Genomic DNA, 20,195 nt, shown 5'->3' with positions numbered 1-20,195 from the left:
CCCCGCCCACACCCATGCTATGCGCGAACTCGACTGCGACTTCTGTGGGGGGACGGCCGCGGGGGCCTACGAGATACTGCCAGACGAGGTCGACCCCGCGCCCGGCGAACAGGTGCGCGTCGTCCTCTGTGGCGACTGTCGCGAGACGCTCGACGACGTGCTCGCCCCGCTGCTCGACCGCCTCGGCGCCCGCGACGACGGCGGCGTCGACCACTCGTTCGCCGATGCGACTGCCGGGCACGCGCCCTCAGACCCGTCGCCCACCGAGGACGCTATCGACGAGACGGGCGCCGACCGGGACCTCGCTACCGACGCCGCGGCACCCGAACGCACCGAACCGGACAGTTTTCGGAAGGTGATGCGCTTCCTGAACAACCGCGAGTTCCCCGTCGACCGCGCGGAGGTGTCGGAGTTCGCCGCCGGCGCGTACGGCTTGGAGGACGACGAGGTTCGCGAGATCTTCGACTACGCCATCGAGCGCGGGATCCTCGCAGAGGAGAACGGGCAGTTGGTGAAGGGCTGAGGCGAGGTCGGAGCGTCGGCGCGAGCGGGCGACCTACAGGTCGCCTTTCGTGCTTGGCGTGTCGCTGCGACGCTCGTCGAGTCGGGTCGCGTCGTCCAGCGCCCGCGCGAGCGCCTTGAACAGCGCCTCGACCTCGTGGTGGGCGTTGACGCCCGTCTCGACCTCCGTGTGGAGCGTGAGCCCGGCGTTCATCGCCAGCGAGTACGCGAAGTGACGTGCCATGTCGCTGGCCATCTCACCGACCGCGTCCTGCGAGAACTCGCCGCTGAACTCGAAGTACGGGCGCCCGCTCACGTCGACGACGACGCCCGCGACCGCCTCGTCCAGCGGGACGCGCCGGTCGGCGTAGCGCCGGATGCCGCGTTTGTCGCCGAGCGCCTCGGCGAACGCCTCGCCGAGTGCGATCCCCACGTCCTCGACGGTGTGGTGGTCGTCGATGTGGGTGTCGCCGTCACAGCGGACGGTCAGGTCGAACAGGCCGTGCTTGGCGAACGCCGTCAGCATGTGGTCGAAGAAGCCGACGCCCGTCTCCACCTCGCTGTCGCCGTCGCCGTCGACGGCCAGCGTGAGATCGATCTCCGTCTCGGCCGTCTCCCGCGTCACGGCCGCCGTGCGGTCGCTCATGCGCGGTGCGTGGGTACGGGCCGGCAAGACCGTTCCGGCTCAGACGGACTGCGCCTCCGCCAGCGTGAACGTCCCCTCGTACAGCGCGGTGCCGACGACGACCGCCGCCGCGCCCGCCTCGCGCAGCGTGCGCACGTCGTCGAGGCTCGCGACACCGCCGGAGGCGACGACGGGGATGTCAACGGCCTCGGTGACGCGCTCGACGCTCCCACGGTTGACGCCCTCCAGTTGCCCCTCCACGTCGACGTCGGTGAACAGGATCGCGCCCGCGCCCAACTCCTCGTAGCGCCCCGCGGCCTCGGCGGGGTCGAGGCCGGTGCCCTCGGTCCAGCCGGAGACGACGACCTCGCCGTCCTTGGCGTCGAGGCTCACCATCACGCTGTCCGGGTGCGCCTCCGAGATCTCGGCGACGATCTCGGGCGTCTCGACGGCGGCGGTGCCGAGGATCACGCGGTCGACGCCGCGGTCGAGCAGGTCGATCGCGTCGGCGGCGGTGCGGATCCCGCCGCCCAGTTGGACCGGCACGTCGACGGCGTCGAGGATCGCGTCGACGGCGGCGGCGTTCGCGCGCTCGCCGTCGAAGGCGCCGTCGAGGTCGACGAGGTGGAGCGTCTGCGCGCCCTCGTCGACCCACCGCTGGGCGGCCTCGACGGGGTCGCCGTAGCGGGTGGCGGTGCCGCGTTCTCCCTGTACGAGTTGGACGACCTCGCCGCCCTCCATGTCGACGGCGGGGACGACCTCGAACGCCGGGAAGTGGCTCATACGCGTGGCTGGGTCGCACCGGGCGTAAGTGGTTCGCGATCGGATCGATCTCGTGTGCGTGGCGGTTCGGCGCTGGACCAGTTCGCTCCCCCGACGGCGATGACGACCGCGAAAGCCCCCGGCTCCATCCCGTTCCCGTCGTCGTATTTATGCCTCGACCGTGTCACCATTCCCCAATGACCGTCTACGAGTCGGACCTCCCCGGCGTCGGCAAGAAACACGAGATCGAACTCGGCGGCGAGGAGCGACTCGTCGTCGTCACCCACAACACCGGCAAGCGGGAGGTGTACCGGCGCGCCGACGCGGACGCGGACGCCGAGAAGTTGTTCGAGTTGTCCGACGGGCTCGCCCGCACCGTCGGCACCGTCCTCGAAGGGGCGTACTTCCAGCCGGTCGCGACGGAGAACATCGACACGGTCCTCGGGGGCGACGCGCTCATCGAGTGGTACGAGGTGCCCGAGGGCTCGGAACTCGCGGGCGAGACCATCGCCGCGGCGGACGTGCGCCAGCGCACCGGCGCGTCGATCATCGCGGTCGAACACGACGACGAGGTGACGCCGAACCCGGACCCCGGTGCCGGCGTCCGCGCGGGCGACACTGTGGTCGTCATCGGCTCGCGGGCGGAGGTCGACGCGTTCAACGACGCGTTCATCGACCCCGACGCGGTCGGTCGATCGACCGACCTCGGTGACGCGGGCGGCGGTCCGGGCGCGGGCGACGGAGACGACGCGGACGGCGGGCGCTGATGGCGGCGGGACCGGCAGTCGCGGGCGACCTCAACGGTCTGCTCGCGCTCGGTGCGGTCGTCGCCGTCGCCGCGGCGGTCGCGGCGGCGGGTCGTCGGGTGGGCATCCCCTCGGTGCCACTGTACGTCCTCGGCGGCGTCCTCGCGGGCCCGTCGGTCGCGGGAGCGGTCGGCCTCCCGGCGATCGAACCGGGCGAACTGACGACGCTCGCGGAGGTCGGGGTGGTGCTCCTGCTGTTCTTCCTCGGCTTAGAGTTCAGCATCGACCGACTGATCGCCGCCCGGCGGCGGCTCTCAGGGGCCGCGGCGGTCGACCTGTTGGTGAACTTCCCCGTCGGCGTCGCGCTCGGGTTCCTGTTCGGACTCGGGCCGCTCGGCGCGTTCCTCGTCGGCGGTATCGTGTACATCTCCTCGTCGGCGGTGATCACCAAGTCGCTCGTCGACCTCGGCTGGATCGCCGACCCGGAGGCCGAACCGGTGCTCGGGATACTGGTCGCCGAGGACCTCGTCGTCGCCGTCTACCTCGCGCTGGCGGGCGCGCTCGTCGTCGGCGGCTCCCCGGTCGACGCGCTCCCGCGCATCGCCGTCGCGCTCGGCTTCCTCGGGGCGGTCGCGCTCGCGGCCCAACTGCTGGCGCCGCGGCTCGCGCCGCTGTTGGGCACCAGCGACGAGGACGTCGTCGTGCGCACGGTCGCGGTGGCGCTGGTCGTCTCGGGACTGGCGCTGTCGGTCGGCGCCAGCGAGGCGGTCGCCGGCTTCTTCGTCGGCGTCGGCGTCGGCGCCACCCCGCTGCACGACCGCGTCGCCGACCGGATCGCTCCGTTGCGCGACGTGTTCGCGGTCGTGTTCTTCGCGTGGGTCGGCCTCAACACAGACGTCGTCGCCGTCGCGGCGGTCGCCGTCCCCGTGCTCGTCGCGGCGGCGGTCTCCGGCCCCGCGAAGGTGGTCAGCGGCACTGTCGGTGGGCGGCTGTACGACCTGTCGCCGCGCCGCTCGCTCCGCACCGGCCTCGCACTCGTCCCCCGCGGGGAGTTCTCGCTGATCATCGCGGCGCTCGCGACCGCCTCGCCCGACCCCCTCATCTCCTCGGTGGTGCCGGCGTTCGCCGTCGGCTACGTGCTCGTCATGTCGTTCGCGGGCACCGTCGCGATGAGCGAGGCGCGGCGCATCGAGCGACTCGTCGGACTCACACCGGAGTAGGCACTGATGACATCCAGTTGGCCGGTTCCGCGTCGACCGCCCCGGTTTTCATCATTGAATCCCGGTGCGAAACCGTCAAGTCACCCGGCTCGTAGACGGATTCAATGAGCGAGTCGGTCGTCGCGGATTTCGTCGGTCGATTCTTTGCACCCGGCGTGGAGGGTGAACCCCCGAGGGGTCGGATCATCCTCAGCCAGCGGCGGCTCGTGCTCGCGGCCGACGGCTACAAGGAGACGATTCCGCTGTCGTCGGTGTTCGACGTGACGCTCGGCCAGGTTCCACCGGAGATGGCGGGCTACTTCAACGACACCGTCACCGTCGCCTACCAGAAGGACCAGGGGCGAGCGGTCGCCGCCATCGAGGGAACCGGCACCAACATCGACCGCTTCGCGACGGTGCTGTTCAAGGTGCTGCTCAACGGGACGAAGGCGCTCGCACGCCACCCCGCGAAGATCGGTGGCCGGGTCGTCGACGCAGAGAGCCGACAGATGCGCCTCGACGTGACGCAGGGGTCGCTCTCCTTCGAGGGCTCCGGCGAGTCGTTCACTGTCGACCTCGCGAACATCATCTCCGTCGAGCGGTCACAGCGCGACATCGGCAACGGCTCGCACCCGGTCGTCTCGTTCCGGCACATCGAGGACGGCACCGCGGTCACCTCGCAGGTGGGGATGACCTCCGGACGACTCACCAACATCCTCGGTCGCTACATCCGCCTGCGTTACGCCGACGTGCAGGCGGAGTTGGAGGACGTCGACCCCAGCGAGGAGGAGTTGGAGGTGCTGGTCGCGGCCTACTCCGCCGGGCCGGGCATCTCGTTGAACAAGGTGGTCGACATCGAACCCCAGCGGCTCACCATGCTGTTGAACGGACTCATCGACGAGGGGTTGCTCGTCGACACCGACGAGGGGACGCAGCTCACCGCGAAGGGCCGCGTCGTCGTCGGCCAGCGGATCGAGTCGGTCAACACGTAGCCCGTCCGCACGTGCGGATCATCTTGTCACTCGCGCCGGATTGGCGAGCGCGCCGATTCAGAAGAGACCGCTGAAGAAGTCCACCACGTCGACGGCCGCCTTCGCGACCGAGAACGTCACCGACTTCACCGCGCCGACGCCCTCGATACGGATCTCGTCGTTCCGGTACGCGTCGAGTGCGGCGCCCGCGGGGTCGTCAGACTGGACGATACCACAGATCGTCGACTCGCTCGTCTCGACGCGCAGCGTCGGGTCGTCGACGCCGGTCTCCGAGAAGTCGCTGACGCGACCCGAGTTGTCGGTGACGGCGCCGAAGCGGCGCTCGCCGTCGGGCGTGTCGATGCGCACGTCCACGCGCTCGTCGGCGAGTTGGCCGCGGACGGGACCCGGCACCTGATCGAGGTTGGCGTTGTACGCCGCGACGGCGACGTCCAACTCCGCGTTGTCGATCGAACACTCCTCCTGCTGTTGCGCGGCGGCCACCGTCGGGGAAACTGCAAGCAGCGACAACACTACCAGGGCGGCGACCGCGAGGGTCCGTGATCGGTTCATTGGCCCTCAAACCTCTCTCTCGTACTTGTAACTTCCGTGCGTGTGTCGACAGGTTCGGGCCACCAGCCGCGGTTGCTCACGACGCAGTGGCGCGAGCGACTGGGGAGAAACCGGCGGACTCGACCGGAGGTGACGGTCCGTTACTGTTCGTTCATCGCCTCGCTGGCGATGTTGCGCCCGCGCGGTTCCAGCGCGACCTCGCGGCGGGTGCGCACCTCCTCCAGCACTTCCGCCTCGATGAGGCGCTCGAAGATCTCCTCGACGCGGTCGACGCTCATCCCGAGGAAGTTGGGCACCTCGAACGAGGAGACGCCCGAGTACAGCGCCATCAGCACCTCGCGCTCGGACTCGGACAACTCGACGGCGCCGCGGTTTCGGTCGCGGCCCTCGCCGAGGTACGACTTGATCACCGCGACGATCCACGGCTGCCCCGAGAGGTACGTCTGGACGCTGGTGCCTTCGTCGTCGGTGTGTTCGGCCTCGATGACCGACGCTTTCTCGTCCATGACGGTGCGCTCGGTCTCTTCGAGCGTGCCGATGTCGTCGAGTTCCAACCGGACGAACGCGCCGCTCTGTTGGGCGATGGAGATGCCGTCGGCCTCGACTTTCACGCGGGCCTGTTCCCACTCGGTGTCTTGGACGACGCCGCCTTTGATCGCGGGGTGACGGGCCTTGATCACCTTGCGGTCGAGGAACGCGCGGTACAGGTCCGTGCGGAACTCGTCGTGCTCCTCGGCGGCGATGAGGAACACGTCGTCGCCGATGCGGAGGCTGACGTAGTTGGAGACGCGCTGGATCTCTTGGTTGGCGTCGTAGCGCCCGCCGATGCCGTCGACGCTCGACAGCGCGAGCGTCCGCTTGCCGCCGTTGCCGACGAGGACGACGCGCTTGTTCGAGAGGATGATCCGCCCCTTCGACCACGACACGTCGTTGAGTTTTCGCCCGCCCTTCATCGCCTGGGCGAACTTGCCGCGAGTGTCCGCGACCTTGTACTCCTCGCCCTCACCGGGCTGCTGTCCGCCACCGCCGTTCCGCTGTGCGTTGCTCACTGTCTAACACCTCCGAGCTTCGACAACGACGCGAACGCCCGTTTCCGGATCTGCTTGTCCACGTCGCTGTCGGTGATCGCGTCCAGCGTCTCGCGCGCGCGGTCGCCGCCCACGGAGCCGAGGGCGTACGCCGCTTTCGCGCGCGCCTCGACGGACGCGTCGTCGTCTTTCACCAGTTCGATCAGCGCCGACTCCACCTGGAGGCCCTCCAGGTTCGTGATGCTCGTCGCCGCGAACTGGGCGGTCATCTTGTCGTCGTCGTCGAGCGCGTCGATGAGCGCGTGCAGGACGTGTTTCGGCGGCTCTGCGCTCGACACCCGCCCGAGGAACCACACGGCGTTGCGCCGCTGGCGCGCCTGCGTGGCGTCTTCGAGAATCTCGACCAGCGGCCCGAGCACCGTCTCGTCGTCGGCGTCTTGCAACTCCGAGATGACGGCGTCGCGGACCGCGTGACTCTGTTTCGTCGGCGCGTTGGCGAGCAACTCGATGATCGAGAACACCGCCGTCCGCCGCACCGTGTCGTGCTCGTCTTCGAGGGCGCCCGCGAGTTTCGGTACCGGCTTCGCCGAACTGGCGTTGCCGAGCGCCGACGCCGCCAGCCGCCGCAGGCTGACGTTCTCGTCGTCGAGCAGGTCCAGCAGCGCCGCCAGCGCCTTCCCGTTGGCGATGGTGCCGAGCGCGTCCGCCGCCGCGGCTTTCACCGCGGGGTGGTCGTCGTCGAGTTTCGCTTGGAGGCGCCCGACGACGCGAGGGTCGCCGATGCGACCCAGCGCGAGACAGGCCCGCTCGCGCACCCGTGGGTCGGGGTCGTCGAGGCGCTTGGCCAGCGGGCCGACGGCGTCGGAGTCGCCCATCCGTCCGAGCGCGTTCGCGGCGGCCATCCGGTACTCCGGAATGCTCGCGCCGCCCAACACCTTCGCGAACGCGCGGACGGCGGCCCAGTCGGCGGCGTTCGGGTCGACGCCGGTCTCCTTGGCGATGAGCCGTTCGAGCCCGTTGCCGCCGAGTTCGTCGAGGCCGTCGACCGCCGCCGCCCGGACCGCCTCCTCGTCGTCCTCGCGAGCGAGGTAGATGAGCACGTCCATCGTCCGGTCGTCTTCGGGGTCGCCCACGTCGCCGAGCATCTCCGCGGCCCGGCGGCGCACCGCGGCGCTGTCGCTGTTTTTCGCGGTGTCGGTGAGCTGTTCCATGTCCCCGTCGCGGGCGAGCGTGTACAGCGACATTATCCCTCGTAGCGGTAGATTCGGCTCCGTTTCGCCACGGCCTCGAAGTCGTCGCGGAGGCCGGGGGGAACTGTCTCGGTCTTCCCGAGCACGAGGTAGCCGCCCGGCCGCAGCGAGTCGCGCAGCGTCTCGAACAACTGCTCTTTGTACGCGGTGTCGATGTAGATGAGGAGGTTGCGACAGAACACCAGGTCCATGTCGTCCTTCGGGCCGTCGCTGATGAGGTCGTACGGCTCGAACTCGACGCGCGACTTGACCGACTGGCGCACCCGGAAGACGTTCTCCTCCTGTTCGACGTACGCCGTCGGGTCCGACAGCGGCGCCAGTTCCTCCTCGATGTTCGTCGTGCGTGTCGTCTCGTACACGCCCGCGCGGGCGGCGTCGAGCGCCTCCTCGCTGATGTCGACGGCGGTGATGTGCACCCGGCGTTCGTCCACGTCCGGGTCGTCGGCGGCGAGCATCGACACCGAGTACGGCTCGCGCCCGTCCGCACACGGGGCGCTCCACACGTCGACGCCGCTGCGTCCGTTCTCCTCGCTGAGGTCGCGGAGGACGGGCCGGAGGTCCGCCCACATGTCCGGGTCGCGGAAGAACCCGGTGACGTTGACGGTGAGCGCGTCCAACAGCGCCTCGCGCTCCTCGTCGTCGCGTTCGAGGATCCGCCGGTAGGCGGTGTGGTCGTCGGTGTCGCGGCGTTGCATCCGCGCGGCGACCCGGCGACCGAGGTACGCCTCGTTGTAGTATCCCGGCTCGAACGGCACCTCGTCCTCGACGAAGTCGATGACCTTCCGCAGTCCTTCCGTCTCGCTGTCACCCTGGCTGGCGCGACTCATCGCCGCCCTCCGAGCGTCTCGACGTCGAGGATACTCACCACGTCGCCGTCGCCGAGGACCGCCGTCCCCGACAGCCCCGGGATGCCCGAGAGGATGCCCTCCAGCGGCTTCACGACGACCTCCTCCTGGTGGAGCACGTCGTCACAGTGGAGCGCGACCGGGCGCTTCTCCTCGTGGATCCGGAGGAGCATCCCCTCGTGCTCGTCGGCCTCCGCGGGCACGTCCTCGCCGCCGTCGGCGAGCGCACCCGAACCGCCGGGGTTCGCGGCGGCCGTCCCGAGCACCTTGCCCAACCGGATGACCGGGTAGATGTCGCCGTCGTGGCGCACCACTTCGTCGCCGTGGGCGACGTCGATGCTGCCCGCGCGGCTCACCTCCGCGATGTTCTTGATCGGGACGCCGTACTCGACGCCGTCGACCTCGACGAACATCACGCGGACGATGGCGACCGTGACGGGCAGTTTGATCTCGAAGCGCGACCCCTCGCCGGGCGTCGACTCCAGGCTGATGCTCCCGTCGAGGTCCTTCACCGTCGTGCGGACCACGTCCATCCCGACCCCGCGACCCGACACGTCGGTCACCTCGTCGTTGGTCGAGAAGCCGGGGTGGAAGATGAGTTCGCGCGCCTCCGCGTCGGACATGGCCTCCACCTCCGCGGCGGTCTTGACGCCCTTCTCGACGGCCTTCTCGCGGAGCACGTCCGCGTCGATGCCGCCGCCGTCGTCCTCGACGACGATGGTGACGTGGTCGCGCTCGCGGTCGGCCCGGAGTTCGATGGTGCCTGCCGGGTCCTTCCCGGCGGCCTCCCGTTCCTCGGGCGACTCGATGCCGTGGTCGACGGCGTTGCGGAGGATGTGGACCAGGGGGTCGCGAATCTCCGTGAGGATCGTGCGATCCAACTCGATGTCGCGCCCGTCGATGTCGAAGTTCACGTCCTTCGACTGGTCGCGCGCGAGGTCGCGCACGAGTCGCGGGAACGTGTCGACGACCGCCGACAGCGGGATGAGCCGCATGTCCATCACCGTGTCCTGGAGGTTCGTCGAGATCTTGTCCAACTCGTCGAGGTTGTCCGAGTCGATGCCGGCGTCCTCCATCTCTCGCCGGAGCTTGATCCGACTCGTGACGAGTTGCTCGACGAGGCCGTACAGGTCGTCGAGCTGTTCGACGTCGACGCGGACCGACGAGATGCTGTCGGAGGTCGACGAGGTGGACGACGAACCGGAGCCGCTGTCGCCGCGGTCGGCCGCGGCGTCGTCACCCACGTCGGCGTCGTCTGCCTCGCTCGACTCGGCGTCGGCCGCCTCCGGCTCCTCGCCCGTCTCCTCGTCGCCGGGGGCGGGCTCGACGGTCGCGACCTCGACGGTGCCGACCTGCGTCACCGCGTCGACACCGGCGGCGACGGCCGCGCCCGTCTCGCTGGTCACGTACGCGTCGAACGTCTCGTCGAACTCACCCTCCTCGACTGCCTCGCGGTCGGGCTCGCACGCCAGGCCGTCGAACGCGTCGTCGACGGCCTCCAGCACGAACATCGCGTCGATGCCCGGCATCTCCGTCTCCCGGAGTTCGATGCGGGCGCGGTAGACTCCCTCGTCGTCGGCGGGAGACAGACCGTGGTCGAAGTCGGCGTCGACGCCGGCGTCGTCGTCATCCGATGACGTGTCCGCGTCGGTGGAATCGTCCTCGGTAGCGTCGTCGGCCGCCGCGTCGGCTGCGTCGGTTGTGCCGTCGTCGTCGAGGGCGTCGACGCCCTCCTCGGCGAGCGTCCGGAGTTCCTCCTCGACGCCGGTCGGGTCGACGGTGGTGTCGCCCGTCTCGTCGATTTCGCCGAGCATCGCGTCGAGCAGGTCGACCGCCTCGAACAGCCGGTCCATCAGGTCGCTCGACACCTCCATGTCGCCGCCGCGGACCTCGTCGAGGAGGTCCTCCATCGCGTGCGCGAGTCCGGAGAAGTCGCCGAAGCCCATCGCCGCGGCGTTCCCCTTCAGCGTGTGGGCGGTCCGGAAGATGGCGTCCATCGCCTCGGGGTCGTCCGGGTCCGACTCCAGCGCGAGCATGGAGTTGTTCAGCTCGGTGATCCCCTCCTCGGACTCGCGGACGAACGCCCGGATGTGTGCTTCGCTCATGCCGTCTCACCCGTGATGCCGCCGGCGATGTCGTCGAGCGGGAGCACCGTGTCCACACAGCCCGTCTCGGCGGCGCGCTTCGGCATCCCGTACACGACGCAGGTGTCCTCGTCTTGCGCGAGTACGCGGGCACCGGCACGCGAGAGTGCCTGAACGCCCTCGCTCCCGTCGGCCCCCATCCCGGTCAGCACGACCCCGATCAGCGGGTCGTCGACGACCTGGGCGGCCGACTCCATCGTCACGTTCACCGAGGGGCGCACGCCCTGGCCGCGGTCCTCGTCGACCACCTTGAGTCGCAGCCGCCCGTTGCGTGCGCTCGCGACTTCGAGGTGGTGCCCGCCGCGGGCGACGGCCAACTCGCCCCGTCCCAGTCGCATCCCGTCTTCGGCCTCCCGCACCGAGAGGTCGCAGGCGGCGTCGAGCCGCTCGGCGAAGCGCCCGGTGAACGCCTCGGGCATGTGTTGGACGACGATGCCGCGGAGGTCCGCGTCGCCGGGGAGCGCCGAGATGACGCGCTCGACGGCGTCTGGGCCGCCGGTCGACGAGCCGATGATCAGCGTCGTGTTGGGCTCGACGGAGACCCTCCCGGTCGAACTCCCAGCGCCCGCCGAGGGCTGCGCCGTCCCGCCGCTGGCAGCGGCGGCGGCCTGCGTCCGGCGGCGGTGAGCCGCCGTCGAGACGTCCGCCTTCGCGACCGAGCGGACGGTCTCGACGAGCTGTTCTTCCATCCGGGAGACGCCCATCGACACCTCGCCGCCGGGCTTGGCGAAGAAGTCGACCGCGCCCGCGTCGAGCGCCGCGAACGTCTCCTCGGCGCCCTCGGCGGTGTACGCAGACAGCATCAGCGTCGGCGTCGGCGTCTCGTCCATCAGCCGCTCCACCGCTTCGATCCCGTTCATCTCGGGCATCTCCACGTCCATGGTCACGACGTCCGGCTCGGTGTCGGCGACCACCGCGAGCGCCTCGCGTCCGTTCTCGGCCTCGCCGACGACGTCCACCCCGCCGGACTCGAGGATGTCGGCGATGAGTCCACGCATGAACCGGGAGTCGTCCACCACGACAGTCCGCGGTGCCCGCGTGCTCACGGCGCACCCCCAGCCCGCCGTGTGGCGTCTCGAATCATATCCTCGGCTACCGATACGCCGTTATTGAAGTCACCGCCCCGAATTTCACGGCTGATAGTTCGTGGGCTAACGTTAAGCGGGACGCTCGGGGGATGAGTTGTATGGCAAGCAGTCAGCGAGCCGCCGAGGCCGACGCGGCCGACGCCGAACAGACTCAGGTGCTGGAGTTTGGCCTGGGGGACGAGACGTACTGCCTCGACATCGCGTACATCGACGAGATCGTCGACGCCGACGACCTCACGGCGATCCCAAACTCGCCGCGCCACGTCGAGGGCGTGATGGACCTGCGCGGGAAGACCACCACGATCATCGACCCGAAGACGCTGTTCGGGATCGCGGGGACGGGCGCTCGCGAGCGGATCATCGTGTTCGACCCCGACGAGGTCGACGACGGCGGTACCGTCGGCTGGGTCGTCGACGAGGTGTTCCAAGTCCGCGACGTGGCCGCCGACCAGGTGGACGAGGCGACGACCGCCGGCGACGACTCCGTCCGCGGCATCGTCAAAGGCGACGACCGCTTCGTCGTCTGGGTCGAGCCCCGAACCGAGTGAGCGGCCATCGCGGGGCCGCTCCGGCGCCGCCGGGCTCGCTATCAGGCTTGAGTTTCGGGGGGGAGTCCTTATGCGGCACCTCGTACGGTATCCTGTATGCGTGTATCGAGCGGCGTTTCGGGGTTCGACGACCTCGTCGACGGGGGGCTGCCGGGAGAGCGCTTGTACGTGATCTGTGGACCTCCCGGGAGCGGTAAGACCACGTTCTCGGCACAGTTCATCGCCGACGGGGCGGCCGCGGGGGATCGCTGTCTGTTCATCAGTATGCACGAGAGTCGGGCGGACCTCGAACGCGACATGGACGCCTACGACTTCGGCTTCGAGCGGGCGCTCGAGTCGGGGTCGGTGACGTTCCTCGACGCCTTCTCCTCGGAGGGGAAGCGCTTCTTCGGGATGCCCGGCGACCGGCGCGACGTCAACAGCGTCACCAACCGGATCAGTTCGTTCATCGAGTCGCGCGACATCGACCGCGTCGTCATCGACTCGACGATGCTGTTGCGGTACTTGCTGGACGACTCCGACAACACGGTGATGCGGTTCCTCTCGGCGCTCAAGCGGACCAGCGCCACGACGTATCTGATATCTGAGATGACCGACCCCTCTGCGTACGCGGACGAACACTTCCTGGCGCACGGCGTCGTCTTCTTCCACAACTACATGGAGGACGACGGGATGCGCCGTGGGCTGCAGGTCGTGAAGATGCGCGGTGCCGACGTGGACACCGACATCCAGAACCTCCAGTTCACCGCCTCGGGGCTGGTGGTCGGCGAGGGCCGGGCGGTCACCCACTGATGTACGAAGACCGGCTGGGGACCGACTGGACAGACATCTCGGACGACGAGGCGATCAGACGGGCGTACGCACTCGGCGTCGCAGCCGCCTTCGGCTACGAGAACCGCGAGGAGTTCGACCGACTCCGACAGGCGCTCGACACCTCCTACGACCGCAGCATCATCGACCTCGCCTACCAGGAGGGCAAACAGGAGGCGCAGGTCGTCCGCGCCGACAGCGACCACGTCGACGGCGACGACGTGTGGGCACAGCTCGTCGAGGGGACCGCGCCCACGTCACCGGTCGACGACGACGCCTTCGACCGCGCGTCGGCGGCCGGGAGACCGATCACGGCGACCGACTTCCCAGCGGCGCTCCAGCGCGCGGGACTGCTGGAGGGCGGCGCGGAGCTCGGCGTGCTCGGCTTCCCCGAGTTGTTGGGGCGCACCCCCACCGACGACGAAGGGGGTGCCTGAGCGTGGCCGTCGAGTCCGACGACTCCGGCGGGATCACGGCGGTGGGCGGCGCCGTGCGCCGACTGTTCGCCCGCCTCGCAAGTGTGATTCCGTCCGTCAGCGACGCCGACGAGACGCTGTCGCCGGACGAGGCGATTCGCCGGGCGCACGCGCTCGGGGTCGCCGCCGCGTTCGGCGCCGACACGGAGACCGCGCTCGAGGAGGTCCGAACCTCGCTCGACGCCACCTACGACCGGAGTATCGTCGACCTCGCGTACCGCGAGGGGAAGGGCGACGCCGAGGGGTACGAGCGCGGCGACGCGACGTCGACGGACGCCGAGACGCTTCGGAGCCGGCTCGCACAGGGCGGGTCCGCCGAGACGGCCGCTGGACCGGAGTCGGGAGTCGACGGGACCCCGACCCCCGCCGGCATCCGTCCGACGGCGACCGACCTCCCGGCGACCCTGCAACGGGCGGGGCTCCTCGAGGGTGGCGAGAACCTTGAGGCGCTCGGCTTCCCGGAGGGGCTCGGCAACCCGACCGACAACGAGGGGTCAAACCTGTGACGTTGTTCCGATCTGAACTGCCGTTCCCGTCGGTTTGGACAAAGGTTTTAGCCGTCCGTCGCAACCTCATGCGTATGCTGGAGGACGCCCCGCTGTCGTTCGACGGCGGCGCAGGAGGCCGAAGCCTTCTCATCGCCGGTCCGCCGATGACCGGCAAGTACGACCTGATGCTCCGCCTGCTGGCGGACGTCGGGGAGCGTGGCGTCCTCATCACCACCGGGGACCCGGCCGACCAGGTCCGCGCCGACTACGCCGAAATCGCCGACTGCGACCCGCTGTCGGTCGGCGTCGTCGACTGCGTCTCGAAACAGCGCGGGGGCGACCTCGTCCAGGACGAACTCGTCCGCTACGCGTCCTCCCCGAAGAACGTCACCGACATCGGGATGAAGTTCACGGACCTCTACGAGGTGTTCCGCGAGACGGACACTACCGTCGGGGTCGGCATCCACTCGCTGTCGGAACTGCTGATGTACCTCGAACCGCAGGACGTGTACCAGTTCGTGCGGGTCCTCACCCGCCAGGTCGAGAGCGAGGGGTGGTCTACGGTCGCCGTGATCAACTCCACGATGCACGACGAGCAGACGCTCCACACGATGTACGAGCCGTTCGACACCGTGATCAACACCCGCGAGGAGGACGGCTCCCGCGAGATGCGCGTGCGCGAACGCCAGCGAACCGCGACACCCTGGACGACCTTCTGACCGCCTGAGTCGTCGCCCCCGGTACTTCTCCGTCGTCGTCTCCCCCGTAGCGACGCCGCCGTCTCGCCGTCGACGGTAGTCACAGCGGACAGCGGACGTCTTCGTCTCACGCGTCGCCGTGGCGGGACTGTGACAGGGCCAGTGGCGGCGCGGAGGTTCCCTACGGGACGTGACTCCCTCGTTCTGCTTACTGTCGGAGAGCCGTCGACTCACCAGTGGTCTCTGTGACCGCCACCTTCGGGCACGTGCGACCGACCGACCGACCGAGACTGCCGACGCCGCTGTTGCCTCGCTCTCGGCGGCCACTCGACGATTCGATATCGCGGTAATCGATTTACGGCGCCCGACCGTCGCCCTTAGGCCACTCCCGGAAGAACGCCCGCCAATGGCCGAGTTCGACCCCGACCAGTTCGAGGACAAGTACGCGAACTACTTCCCCGAACTCCAGCGAGCGTACAAGAACGCGTTCAACCACATGAACGAGCGCTACGACTCCGAGTTGATCCACGCCATCGACCAGCAGATTCTCAACGAGTCCGAGCCGTTCTACGACGAGGCGACCGGCGAGTTCACCGTCGAACTGCCCGAGAACCCCACGGAGCGGCTGACCGCCATCGTCGTCGACGACGAGAAACTCGTGGAGACGCTCGACCGCTACCTCGACCAGATCGAGGCGGAGCTGTACCGCGTGTTCGACCTCGAACCGCCCGCCGACGGGTGAGCTGCCGGTCGCGAGACTCCCGCGAGCACAAGGTTGAAACCCTCGTGCCGCCAACCGCAGTGTAATGAGCGCCGACTCTCAAGACGACGGCGGCGAGGACGAGCTCCGCGAGCGCGTGACGAACTTCCTGCGCCGCAACTTCCCGCAGATCCAGATGCACGGCGGGAGCGCGGCCATCCAGCACCTCGACCGCGAGACGGGCGAGGTCCACATCTCGCTGGGCGGCGCCTGTTCCGGCTGCGGTATCTCCCCGATGACGATCCAGGCGATCAAGTCGCGCATGACCAAGGAGATCCCCGAGATCAACGAGGTCGTCGCCGACACCGGCATGGGCGCGGGCGCCGATGGCGACCTGGGCGGCATGGGCCACTCGGACGGCGGCATGTCCCCCTCCTTCCCCGGCGAGTCCTCGGACGGCGAGGACGACGAGGGCCCGCAGGCCCCCTTCTGAGCGGTCGACTCGGGCGGCTTCTCTCTCCCGTTCTCACGTTCTCTCAGGCCGTGTAGTCGCGACGCCGCCGCTCGGTGGCGACGATCCGAACGTCACCGCCGCTCGGTGGCGACGATCCGAACGTCACCGCCGGATCGACCGCTCGCGGTGTGCTCACCCCCTCTCCGACAGGAACGGTGATCTTGCCTCGATCTGCCCGATAAACTCGAATACGCGATATCGAATCGCAGTCGACGCGCCAAGCCGCGGCTGTCCGGTCCTCGCGAGACCAGAAGAGGGATTACCGGCGAGCGGGACACCGAGGACATGAGCGACGACTCGCCCGAGAACGTGCTGTTCGTCGTGCTCGACACGGTCCGCAAGGACCGCCTCGGGCCGTACGGCTACGACGGGGGGACGACGCCGGGGCTCGACGCGTTCAGCGAGGAGGCGACCGTCTTCGAGAACGCCGTCGCGCCGGCGCCGTGGACGCTGCCGGTGCACGCGTCGCTGTTCACCGGGATGTACCCGCACCGCCACGGCGCCGACCAGGAGAACCCGTACCTGGAGGGCGCGACGACGCTCGCGGAGACGCTGTCGGACGCGGGGTACCGCACCGCCTGCTACTCCTCGAACGCGTGGATCACGCCGTACACCCACCTCACGGACGGCTTCGACGACCAGGACAACTTCTTCGAGGTGATGCCGGGCGACTTCCTGTCGGGCCCGCTCGCGAAGGCGTGGAAGGCGATGAACGACAACGACGCGCTCCGCACGGTCGCGGACAAACTCGTTTCGCTGGGCAACGTCGCCCACGAGTACCTCGCGTCGGGCGACGGCGCCGACTCGAAGACGCCCGCGGTGATCGACCGCACGAAGTCGTTCGTCGACGACGCGGAGGCCGCCGGCGACGACTGGTTCGCGTTCATCAACCTGATGGACGCTCACCTGCCGTACCACCCGCCGCAGGAGTACGTCGACGAGTTCGCGCCCGGCGTCGACTCCACCGAGGTGTGCCAGAACTCCAAGGAGTACAACTCGGGTGCCCGCGACATCGACGACGAGGAGTGGGACGCCATCGAGGGGCTGTATGACGCCGAGATTGCCCACATCGACGACCAGCTCACCCGCCTGTTCGACTGGCTCAAGGAGACGGGCCGCTGGGACGACACCGCGGTCGTCGTCTGCGCCGACCACGGCGAACTCCACGGCGAACACGACCTGTACGGCCACGAGTTCTGCCTGTACGACCAGTTGATCAACGTCCCGCTGATGGTCAAACACCCCGCGCTCGACGACGAGCGCCGCGAGGACACCGTCGAACTGCTCGACACCTACCACACGGTGCTCGACACGCTCGGCGTCAAGGGCGGCGAGCCGGCGACCGCCGGCGAGGAGGCAGTCGCGCTCGATCGCACGCGCTCGCTGCTGTCGGCGGACTACCGCGAGTTCGCCGGTCTCGACGAGGCCGCGCGCGACCCCGGCCAGCGCGCGGCTCCCGAGGGCGAGTTCGGCTTCGTCGAGTACTCCCGGCCCGTGGTCGAGTTGAAGCAGTTGGAGGAGAAGGCGTCGAGCGCCGGCATTACGCTACCCGAGGAGTCGCGATTCTACTCGCGGATGCGTGCGGCCCGCGCGACCGACGCGAAGTACGTCCGTATCGACCGCATCCCCGACGAGGCGTTCCGCCTCGACGCCGACCCCGACGAGGAGCGGAACCTCGCCGACGGCACCGACGAGCGCATCGCCGAGGCGGAGTCGAAACTGGGCGAGTTCGAGGCCGCCGCCGGTGGGGCGTGGACCGACGCCGCCGACGGCGAGGTCACCGACGACTCGCTCGACGAGATGGACGAGGAGGCGACCGAGCGGCTTCGGGATCTGGGCTACGTCGAGTAACGCGGCTATTCGCTCCGTCTCCCGATCCTCGCCGATCCTTTACCAGTCTCGAAAACCGCTAGACGTGGCTGCGAATCGGAGGTTCTACTCGGGGCTGTTCACTCAGTGATCCCGTCTGCTCCCCATGCGCGGAGGAGGGCCGCGAGGGTCCGGTTCGTCGGCGTCGCGACCCCGTGGTCGGCGCCGCGGTCGACGACCGCGCCGCTGATCGCGTCCACCTCGGTCCGACCCCCACTGAGCACGTCTTGGAGCATCGACGAGCGGTTCGCGGCGGTCTCGTCGACGACGGTGTCGACGGCGGCGACCGCGGCGTCGTCGGTCAGGTCGACGCCATCCGCGCGGGCGACCCGGGCGGTCTCGCGCGCGGCGCGGTGGGCGACGTCGCGGCCAGGCCCCTCGGCGAGCGCGCCGTTCTCGACCCGCGCGAGCGCGGTGACGGCGTTGATGCCGGCGTTGACCGCGAGTTTCTCCCAGCGGCGGCGCGGCATCGCCGGGTCCGCCTCGCAGTCGAGTCCCGCCTCGCGGAACGCCGCGGCGACGCGCTCGGCGCGCTCGCTCTCGCCGCCCGCGAGTTCGCCGACGTGGATGCGCCCGACGCCCGTGCAGCGCACCTCGCCGGGCCCGACGAGTTCGGCGCCGTAGGTCGCCGACCCGGCGAGCACGCGGTCGCCGAGTTCGGCGACCAGCGCCCCCTCGGTGAGCCCGTTCGACAGCGAGCAGACGACGTCGGAGTCGCCGGTGGCGAGCGTGCGGGCGGCCTCGGCGGTGTCGTACGCCTTCACCGTCACGAGCGCGAGGTCGCAGGTCAGATCGTCGGGCGTCGGGTCGGTCGTCGCTCGCGGGCGGACGTGGGCGTCGAGTTCGCCGGTGACACGGAGGCCCTGTCCGGCGACGCGCTGGGCGTGCGGGTCGCGCGCGACGAGTGTCACGTGGTGTTCGCGCGCGAGCAGGCCGCCGACGAGACTGCCCAACGCGCCGGCGCCGAACACGACGATGTCCATGCTCCGCGGTGGCGACGGGGTGAAAAGAGCGGTTCGGTCGACCGCGCCGGGTCAGTCCTCGGTCCAGTAGTAGATGTGCTCGCGGGGACCGTCGCAGTTCGGGCACGTCTCGGGGATGCCGTCGTCGAGGTCGCCCATCTCCCCGCAGTCGGAACACCGCCACATCAACTCGCCCTCGCCGAACTCGTGGCCGGCGCGCTCGTGTTCGATCGACAGCGAGCGGATGCCCTCAAGCGTCGTCACGTACACGCCGTGTTCGTCGAAGCCGCGGACGGTGCCGATGACTCGTCCCGACTCTGTGAACACGCGCTGGCCGAGTCCGACCGGCGGTCGCTCCTCGCTCATGGCCGTCAGTTTGTCGGGCGAGAGACTAAGCGCGCCGGGTGCTCTCGCCCCCTGAGAACGGCCGTCCAGCCAGTGTGGCGTCGACCGACGACGGCGCCGCCGACCAGCGATCAGTCCTCGGCCCAGTAGTACAGGTCCTCGCGCGGCGCCTCGCAGTCCGGGCACTGCGACGGCAGACCGCCCTCGATGCGCCCCATCGCGCCGCACGCCCAACACCGCCACATCACCGACGCCCTCCCGAAGACCTCGCGCGCCTCGTCGAGCGTCACCGTGGCGGCGCCCTCGGCCGCGAGCACGTAGAACCCGGCGTCGTCGACGCCGCGGACCGTCCCGAGTTCGTTGCCGTCGGCGTCGTACACCGGCTGTCCCGCCGAGATGTCGGCCAGCTCCGTTCGCTCACCGCGTTGCTCACTCGCCATACCACCCGGTACGCGCCGCCGACTGGTAAGCGATGTCACAGGATCGCTGTCCGGGTTCGACCCACGTCGTTGGTCGGTGTCTGTCGGTTGTCGTCCGAGCGTCGATCGAACGACGATCGCTGGAGGGCGGCCCGAATCGGAACGCTCCTGCCGCTTCCGGTCACCGCTCGATCCACGTCTCGTGGAGGTCGAGCCACACGAGTCCGCCGGGGGCGTCGGCGGCCTCGCGAAGCAGGGCTGTGCTCACCCGCCCGGTCGTCCCGTCGGGCGTCTCCTGCCACTCCTCGTAGCGGACGGTCGCGCGGTCATCGACCGTGTGGACGACCTCGACGTTCCGGATGTCGATGTCGAACGACCCCGGGTCGGTGCGTCCGTGTCCCCCTCGGATCGAGTCCAACACAGCGGCGCGGTCGCGGCGCGCGCCGTCGGGCGTGACCATCTCGAACGCCGGGTGGAGGGCGTCGGCGACAGCGCCGAACTCGTCGTCGGTGGCGTGCCCCGTGAACCACGCGACGAAGCAGTCGTGGAGGCGTTCGATTTCGGCGCGGCAGGCGTCGCTGGTGGGCATGGGCGACGTTCGGCGCGGAGTGGGGTAGGTGTGGCGTCGCGCTCG

General features: G+C 69.6%; 24 protein-coding genes. 12 read left to right on the top strand and 12 right to left on the bottom strand.

All coding sequences use genetic code 11. The features are described 5' to 3' along the window. Positions 1 to 19: 19 nt before the first annotated feature. A complete protein-coding gene (locus tag P0R32_RS01605; RefSeq protein WP_276238177.1) occupies positions 20 to 523 on the top strand; it encodes a DUF8528 domain-containing protein in 504 nt (167 codons plus the stop codon). A gap of 33 nt (positions 524 to 556) precedes the next feature. Here P0R32_RS01605 and hisB read toward each other — a convergent pair whose 3' ends face one another. Together hisB and hisA are read right to left on the bottom strand one after the other, a co-directional pair. Continuing rightward, the gene (hisB, locus tag P0R32_RS01600) at positions 557 to 1,147 is read right to left on the bottom strand and encodes an imidazoleglycerol-phosphate dehydratase HisB (RefSeq protein WP_276238176.1); all 591 of its coding nucleotides are present in this window, start codon (positions 1,145 to 1,147) and stop codon (positions 557 to 559) included. Positions 1,148 to 1,186: 39 nt separating this feature from the next. Further along, positions 1,187 to 1,909 (bottom strand): 1-(5-phosphoribosyl)-5-[(5-phosphoribosylamino)methylideneamino]imidazole-4-carboxamide isomerase, encoded by a 723-nt coding sequence (gene hisA, locus P0R32_RS01595; protein ID WP_276238175.1) that lies wholly within the window; start codon positions 1,907 to 1,909, stop codon positions 1,187 to 1,189. 176 nt (positions 1,910 to 2,085) lie between these two features. Between hisA and P0R32_RS01590 the strand changes: the two genes are divergently transcribed. From P0R32_RS01590 to P0R32_RS01580, 3 genes are all read left to right on the top strand, one after another. After that, positions 2,086 to 2,655, top strand: coding sequence for a cation:proton antiporter regulatory subunit (locus P0R32_RS01590; RefSeq protein WP_390219017.1), 570 nt, complete (start codon positions 2,086 to 2,088; stop codon positions 2,653 to 2,655). Continuing rightward, positions 2,655 to 3,854, top strand: a complete 1,200-nt coding sequence (locus P0R32_RS01585) for a cation:proton antiporter (RefSeq protein ID WP_276238174.1) — start codon at positions 2,655 to 2,657, stop codon at positions 3,852 to 3,854. Before P0R32_RS01590 ends, P0R32_RS01585 begins: the two co-directional genes overlap by 1 nt. A 104-nt stretch (positions 3,855 to 3,958) precedes the next feature. Next, positions 3,959 to 4,825: a CheF family chemotaxis protein gene (locus P0R32_RS01580; protein WP_276238173.1), complete on the top strand. Its 867-nt coding sequence runs from the start codon at positions 3,959 to 3,961 to the stop codon at positions 4,823 to 4,825. Between the two features lie 57 nt (positions 4,826 to 4,882). Here P0R32_RS01580 and P0R32_RS01575 read toward each other — a convergent pair whose 3' ends face one another. From P0R32_RS01575 to cheB, 6 genes are all read right to left on the bottom strand, one after another. Then, positions 4,883 to 5,377, bottom strand: coding sequence for a hypothetical protein (locus P0R32_RS01575; RefSeq protein WP_276238172.1), 495 nt, complete (start codon positions 5,375 to 5,377; stop codon positions 4,883 to 4,885). Positions 5,378 to 5,517: 140 nt separating this feature from the next. After that, complete coding sequence (locus P0R32_RS01570; RefSeq protein WP_276239440.1) at positions 5,518 to 6,330, bottom strand: CheF family chemotaxis protein; 813 nt, start codon at positions 6,328 to 6,330, stop codon at positions 5,518 to 5,520. 92 nt (positions 6,331 to 6,422) lie between these two features. After that, positions 6,423 to 7,649 carry a HEAT repeat domain-containing protein gene (locus P0R32_RS01565; RefSeq protein ID WP_276238171.1) on the bottom strand — a complete coding sequence of 409 codons (1,227 nt, stop codon included), beginning with the start codon at positions 7,647 to 7,649 and terminating at the stop codon, positions 6,423 to 6,425. After that, positions 7,649 to 8,482 carry a CheR family methyltransferase gene (locus tag P0R32_RS01560; RefSeq protein WP_276238170.1) on the bottom strand — a complete coding sequence of 278 codons (834 nt, stop codon included), beginning with the start codon at positions 8,480 to 8,482 and terminating at the stop codon, positions 7,649 to 7,651. The genes P0R32_RS01565 and P0R32_RS01560 overlap by 1 nt, the downstream gene beginning before the upstream one ends. Next, complete coding sequence (locus tag P0R32_RS01555) at positions 8,479 to 10,605, bottom strand: chemotaxis protein CheA (protein WP_276238169.1); 2,127 nt, start codon at positions 10,603 to 10,605, stop codon at positions 8,479 to 8,481. The genes P0R32_RS01560 and P0R32_RS01555 overlap by 4 nt, the downstream gene beginning before the upstream one ends. Beyond that, a complete protein-coding gene (gene cheB / locus P0R32_RS01550; protein ID WP_276239439.1) occupies positions 10,602 to 11,642 on the bottom strand; it encodes a chemotaxis-specific protein-glutamate methyltransferase CheB in 1,041 nt (346 codons plus the stop codon). Before cheB ends, P0R32_RS01555 begins: the two co-directional genes overlap by 4 nt. Positions 11,643 to 11,830: 188 nt before the next feature. On the opposite strand from cheB, the gene P0R32_RS01545 reads away from it, so the two are divergent. From P0R32_RS01545 to P0R32_RS01510, 8 genes are all read left to right on the top strand, one after another. After that, positions 11,831 to 12,280 carry a chemotaxis protein CheW gene (locus P0R32_RS01545; protein ID WP_276238168.1) on the top strand — a complete coding sequence of 150 codons (450 nt, stop codon included), beginning with the start codon at positions 11,831 to 11,833 and terminating at the stop codon, positions 12,278 to 12,280. A 96-nt stretch (positions 12,281 to 12,376) separates the two neighbouring features. Next, entirely contained in the window at positions 12,377 to 13,072 is a 696-nt protein-coding gene (locus P0R32_RS01540; RefSeq protein WP_276238167.1) for an RAD55 family ATPase, read from the top strand. Further along, positions 13,072 to 13,527 carry a DUF8057 family protein gene (locus P0R32_RS01535; RefSeq protein ID WP_276238166.1) on the top strand — a complete coding sequence of 152 codons (456 nt, stop codon included), beginning with the start codon at positions 13,072 to 13,074 and terminating at the stop codon, positions 13,525 to 13,527. The genes P0R32_RS01540 and P0R32_RS01535 overlap by 1 nt, the downstream gene beginning before the upstream one ends. Before the next feature lie 2 nt (positions 13,528 to 13,529). Further along, on the top strand, positions 13,530 to 14,072 hold the full coding sequence (locus tag P0R32_RS01530; RefSeq protein WP_276238165.1) for a DUF8057 family protein: 543 nt from the start codon (positions 13,530 to 13,532) through the stop codon (positions 14,070 to 14,072). Positions 14,073 to 14,146: 74 nt separating this feature from the next. Then, complete coding sequence (locus P0R32_RS01525) at positions 14,147 to 14,773, top strand: RAD55 family ATPase (protein ID WP_276238164.1); 627 nt, start codon at positions 14,147 to 14,149, stop codon at positions 14,771 to 14,773. Positions 14,774 to 15,158: 385 nt separating this feature from the next. After that, on the top strand, positions 15,159 to 15,494 hold the full coding sequence (locus P0R32_RS01520; RefSeq protein WP_276238163.1) for a DUF5783 family protein: 336 nt from the start codon (positions 15,159 to 15,161) through the stop codon (positions 15,492 to 15,494). A gap of 64 nt (positions 15,495 to 15,558) precedes the next feature. Next, positions 15,559 to 15,945 carry a NifU family protein gene (locus P0R32_RS01515; protein WP_276238162.1) on the top strand — a complete coding sequence of 129 codons (387 nt, stop codon included), beginning with the start codon at positions 15,559 to 15,561 and terminating at the stop codon, positions 15,943 to 15,945. 306 nt (positions 15,946 to 16,251) lie between these two features. After that, positions 16,252 to 17,817 (top strand): sulfatase, encoded by a 1,566-nt coding sequence (locus P0R32_RS01510; RefSeq protein WP_276238161.1) that lies wholly within the window; start codon positions 16,252 to 16,254, stop codon positions 17,815 to 17,817. Positions 17,818 to 17,915: 98 nt separating this feature from the next. On the opposite strand, the gene P0R32_RS01505 is transcribed toward P0R32_RS01510, so the two are convergent. The 4 genes from P0R32_RS01505 to P0R32_RS01490 form a co-directional block, all read right to left on the bottom strand. Beyond that, positions 17,916 to 18,818 carry a ketopantoate reductase family protein gene (locus tag P0R32_RS01505; protein WP_276238160.1) on the bottom strand — a complete coding sequence of 301 codons (903 nt, stop codon included), beginning with the start codon at positions 18,816 to 18,818 and terminating at the stop codon, positions 17,916 to 17,918. Positions 18,819 to 18,869: 51 nt separating this feature from the next. Further along, on the bottom strand, positions 18,870 to 19,163 hold the full coding sequence (locus P0R32_RS01500; protein WP_276238159.1) for a DUF7130 family rubredoxin-like protein: 294 nt from the start codon (positions 19,161 to 19,163) through the stop codon (positions 18,870 to 18,872). 110 nt (positions 19,164 to 19,273) lie between these two features. Continuing rightward, positions 19,274 to 19,582, bottom strand: a complete 309-nt coding sequence (locus tag P0R32_RS01495) for a DUF7130 family rubredoxin-like protein (protein ID WP_276238158.1) — start codon at positions 19,580 to 19,582, stop codon at positions 19,274 to 19,276. Between the two features lie 160 nt (positions 19,583 to 19,742). After that, complete coding sequence (locus P0R32_RS01490; protein ID WP_276238157.1) at positions 19,743 to 20,150, bottom strand: DUF4440 domain-containing protein; 408 nt, start codon at positions 20,148 to 20,150, stop codon at positions 19,743 to 19,745. Between the last annotated feature and the right edge of the window lie 45 nt (positions 20,151 to 20,195).

The organism is Halobaculum marinum, assembly GCF_029338555.1.
Lineage (GTDB): Archaea > Halobacteriota > Halobacteria > Halobacteriales > Haloferacaceae > Halobaculum > Halobaculum marinum.
This window is presented reverse-complemented; position numbering and strand designations above follow the sequence as displayed.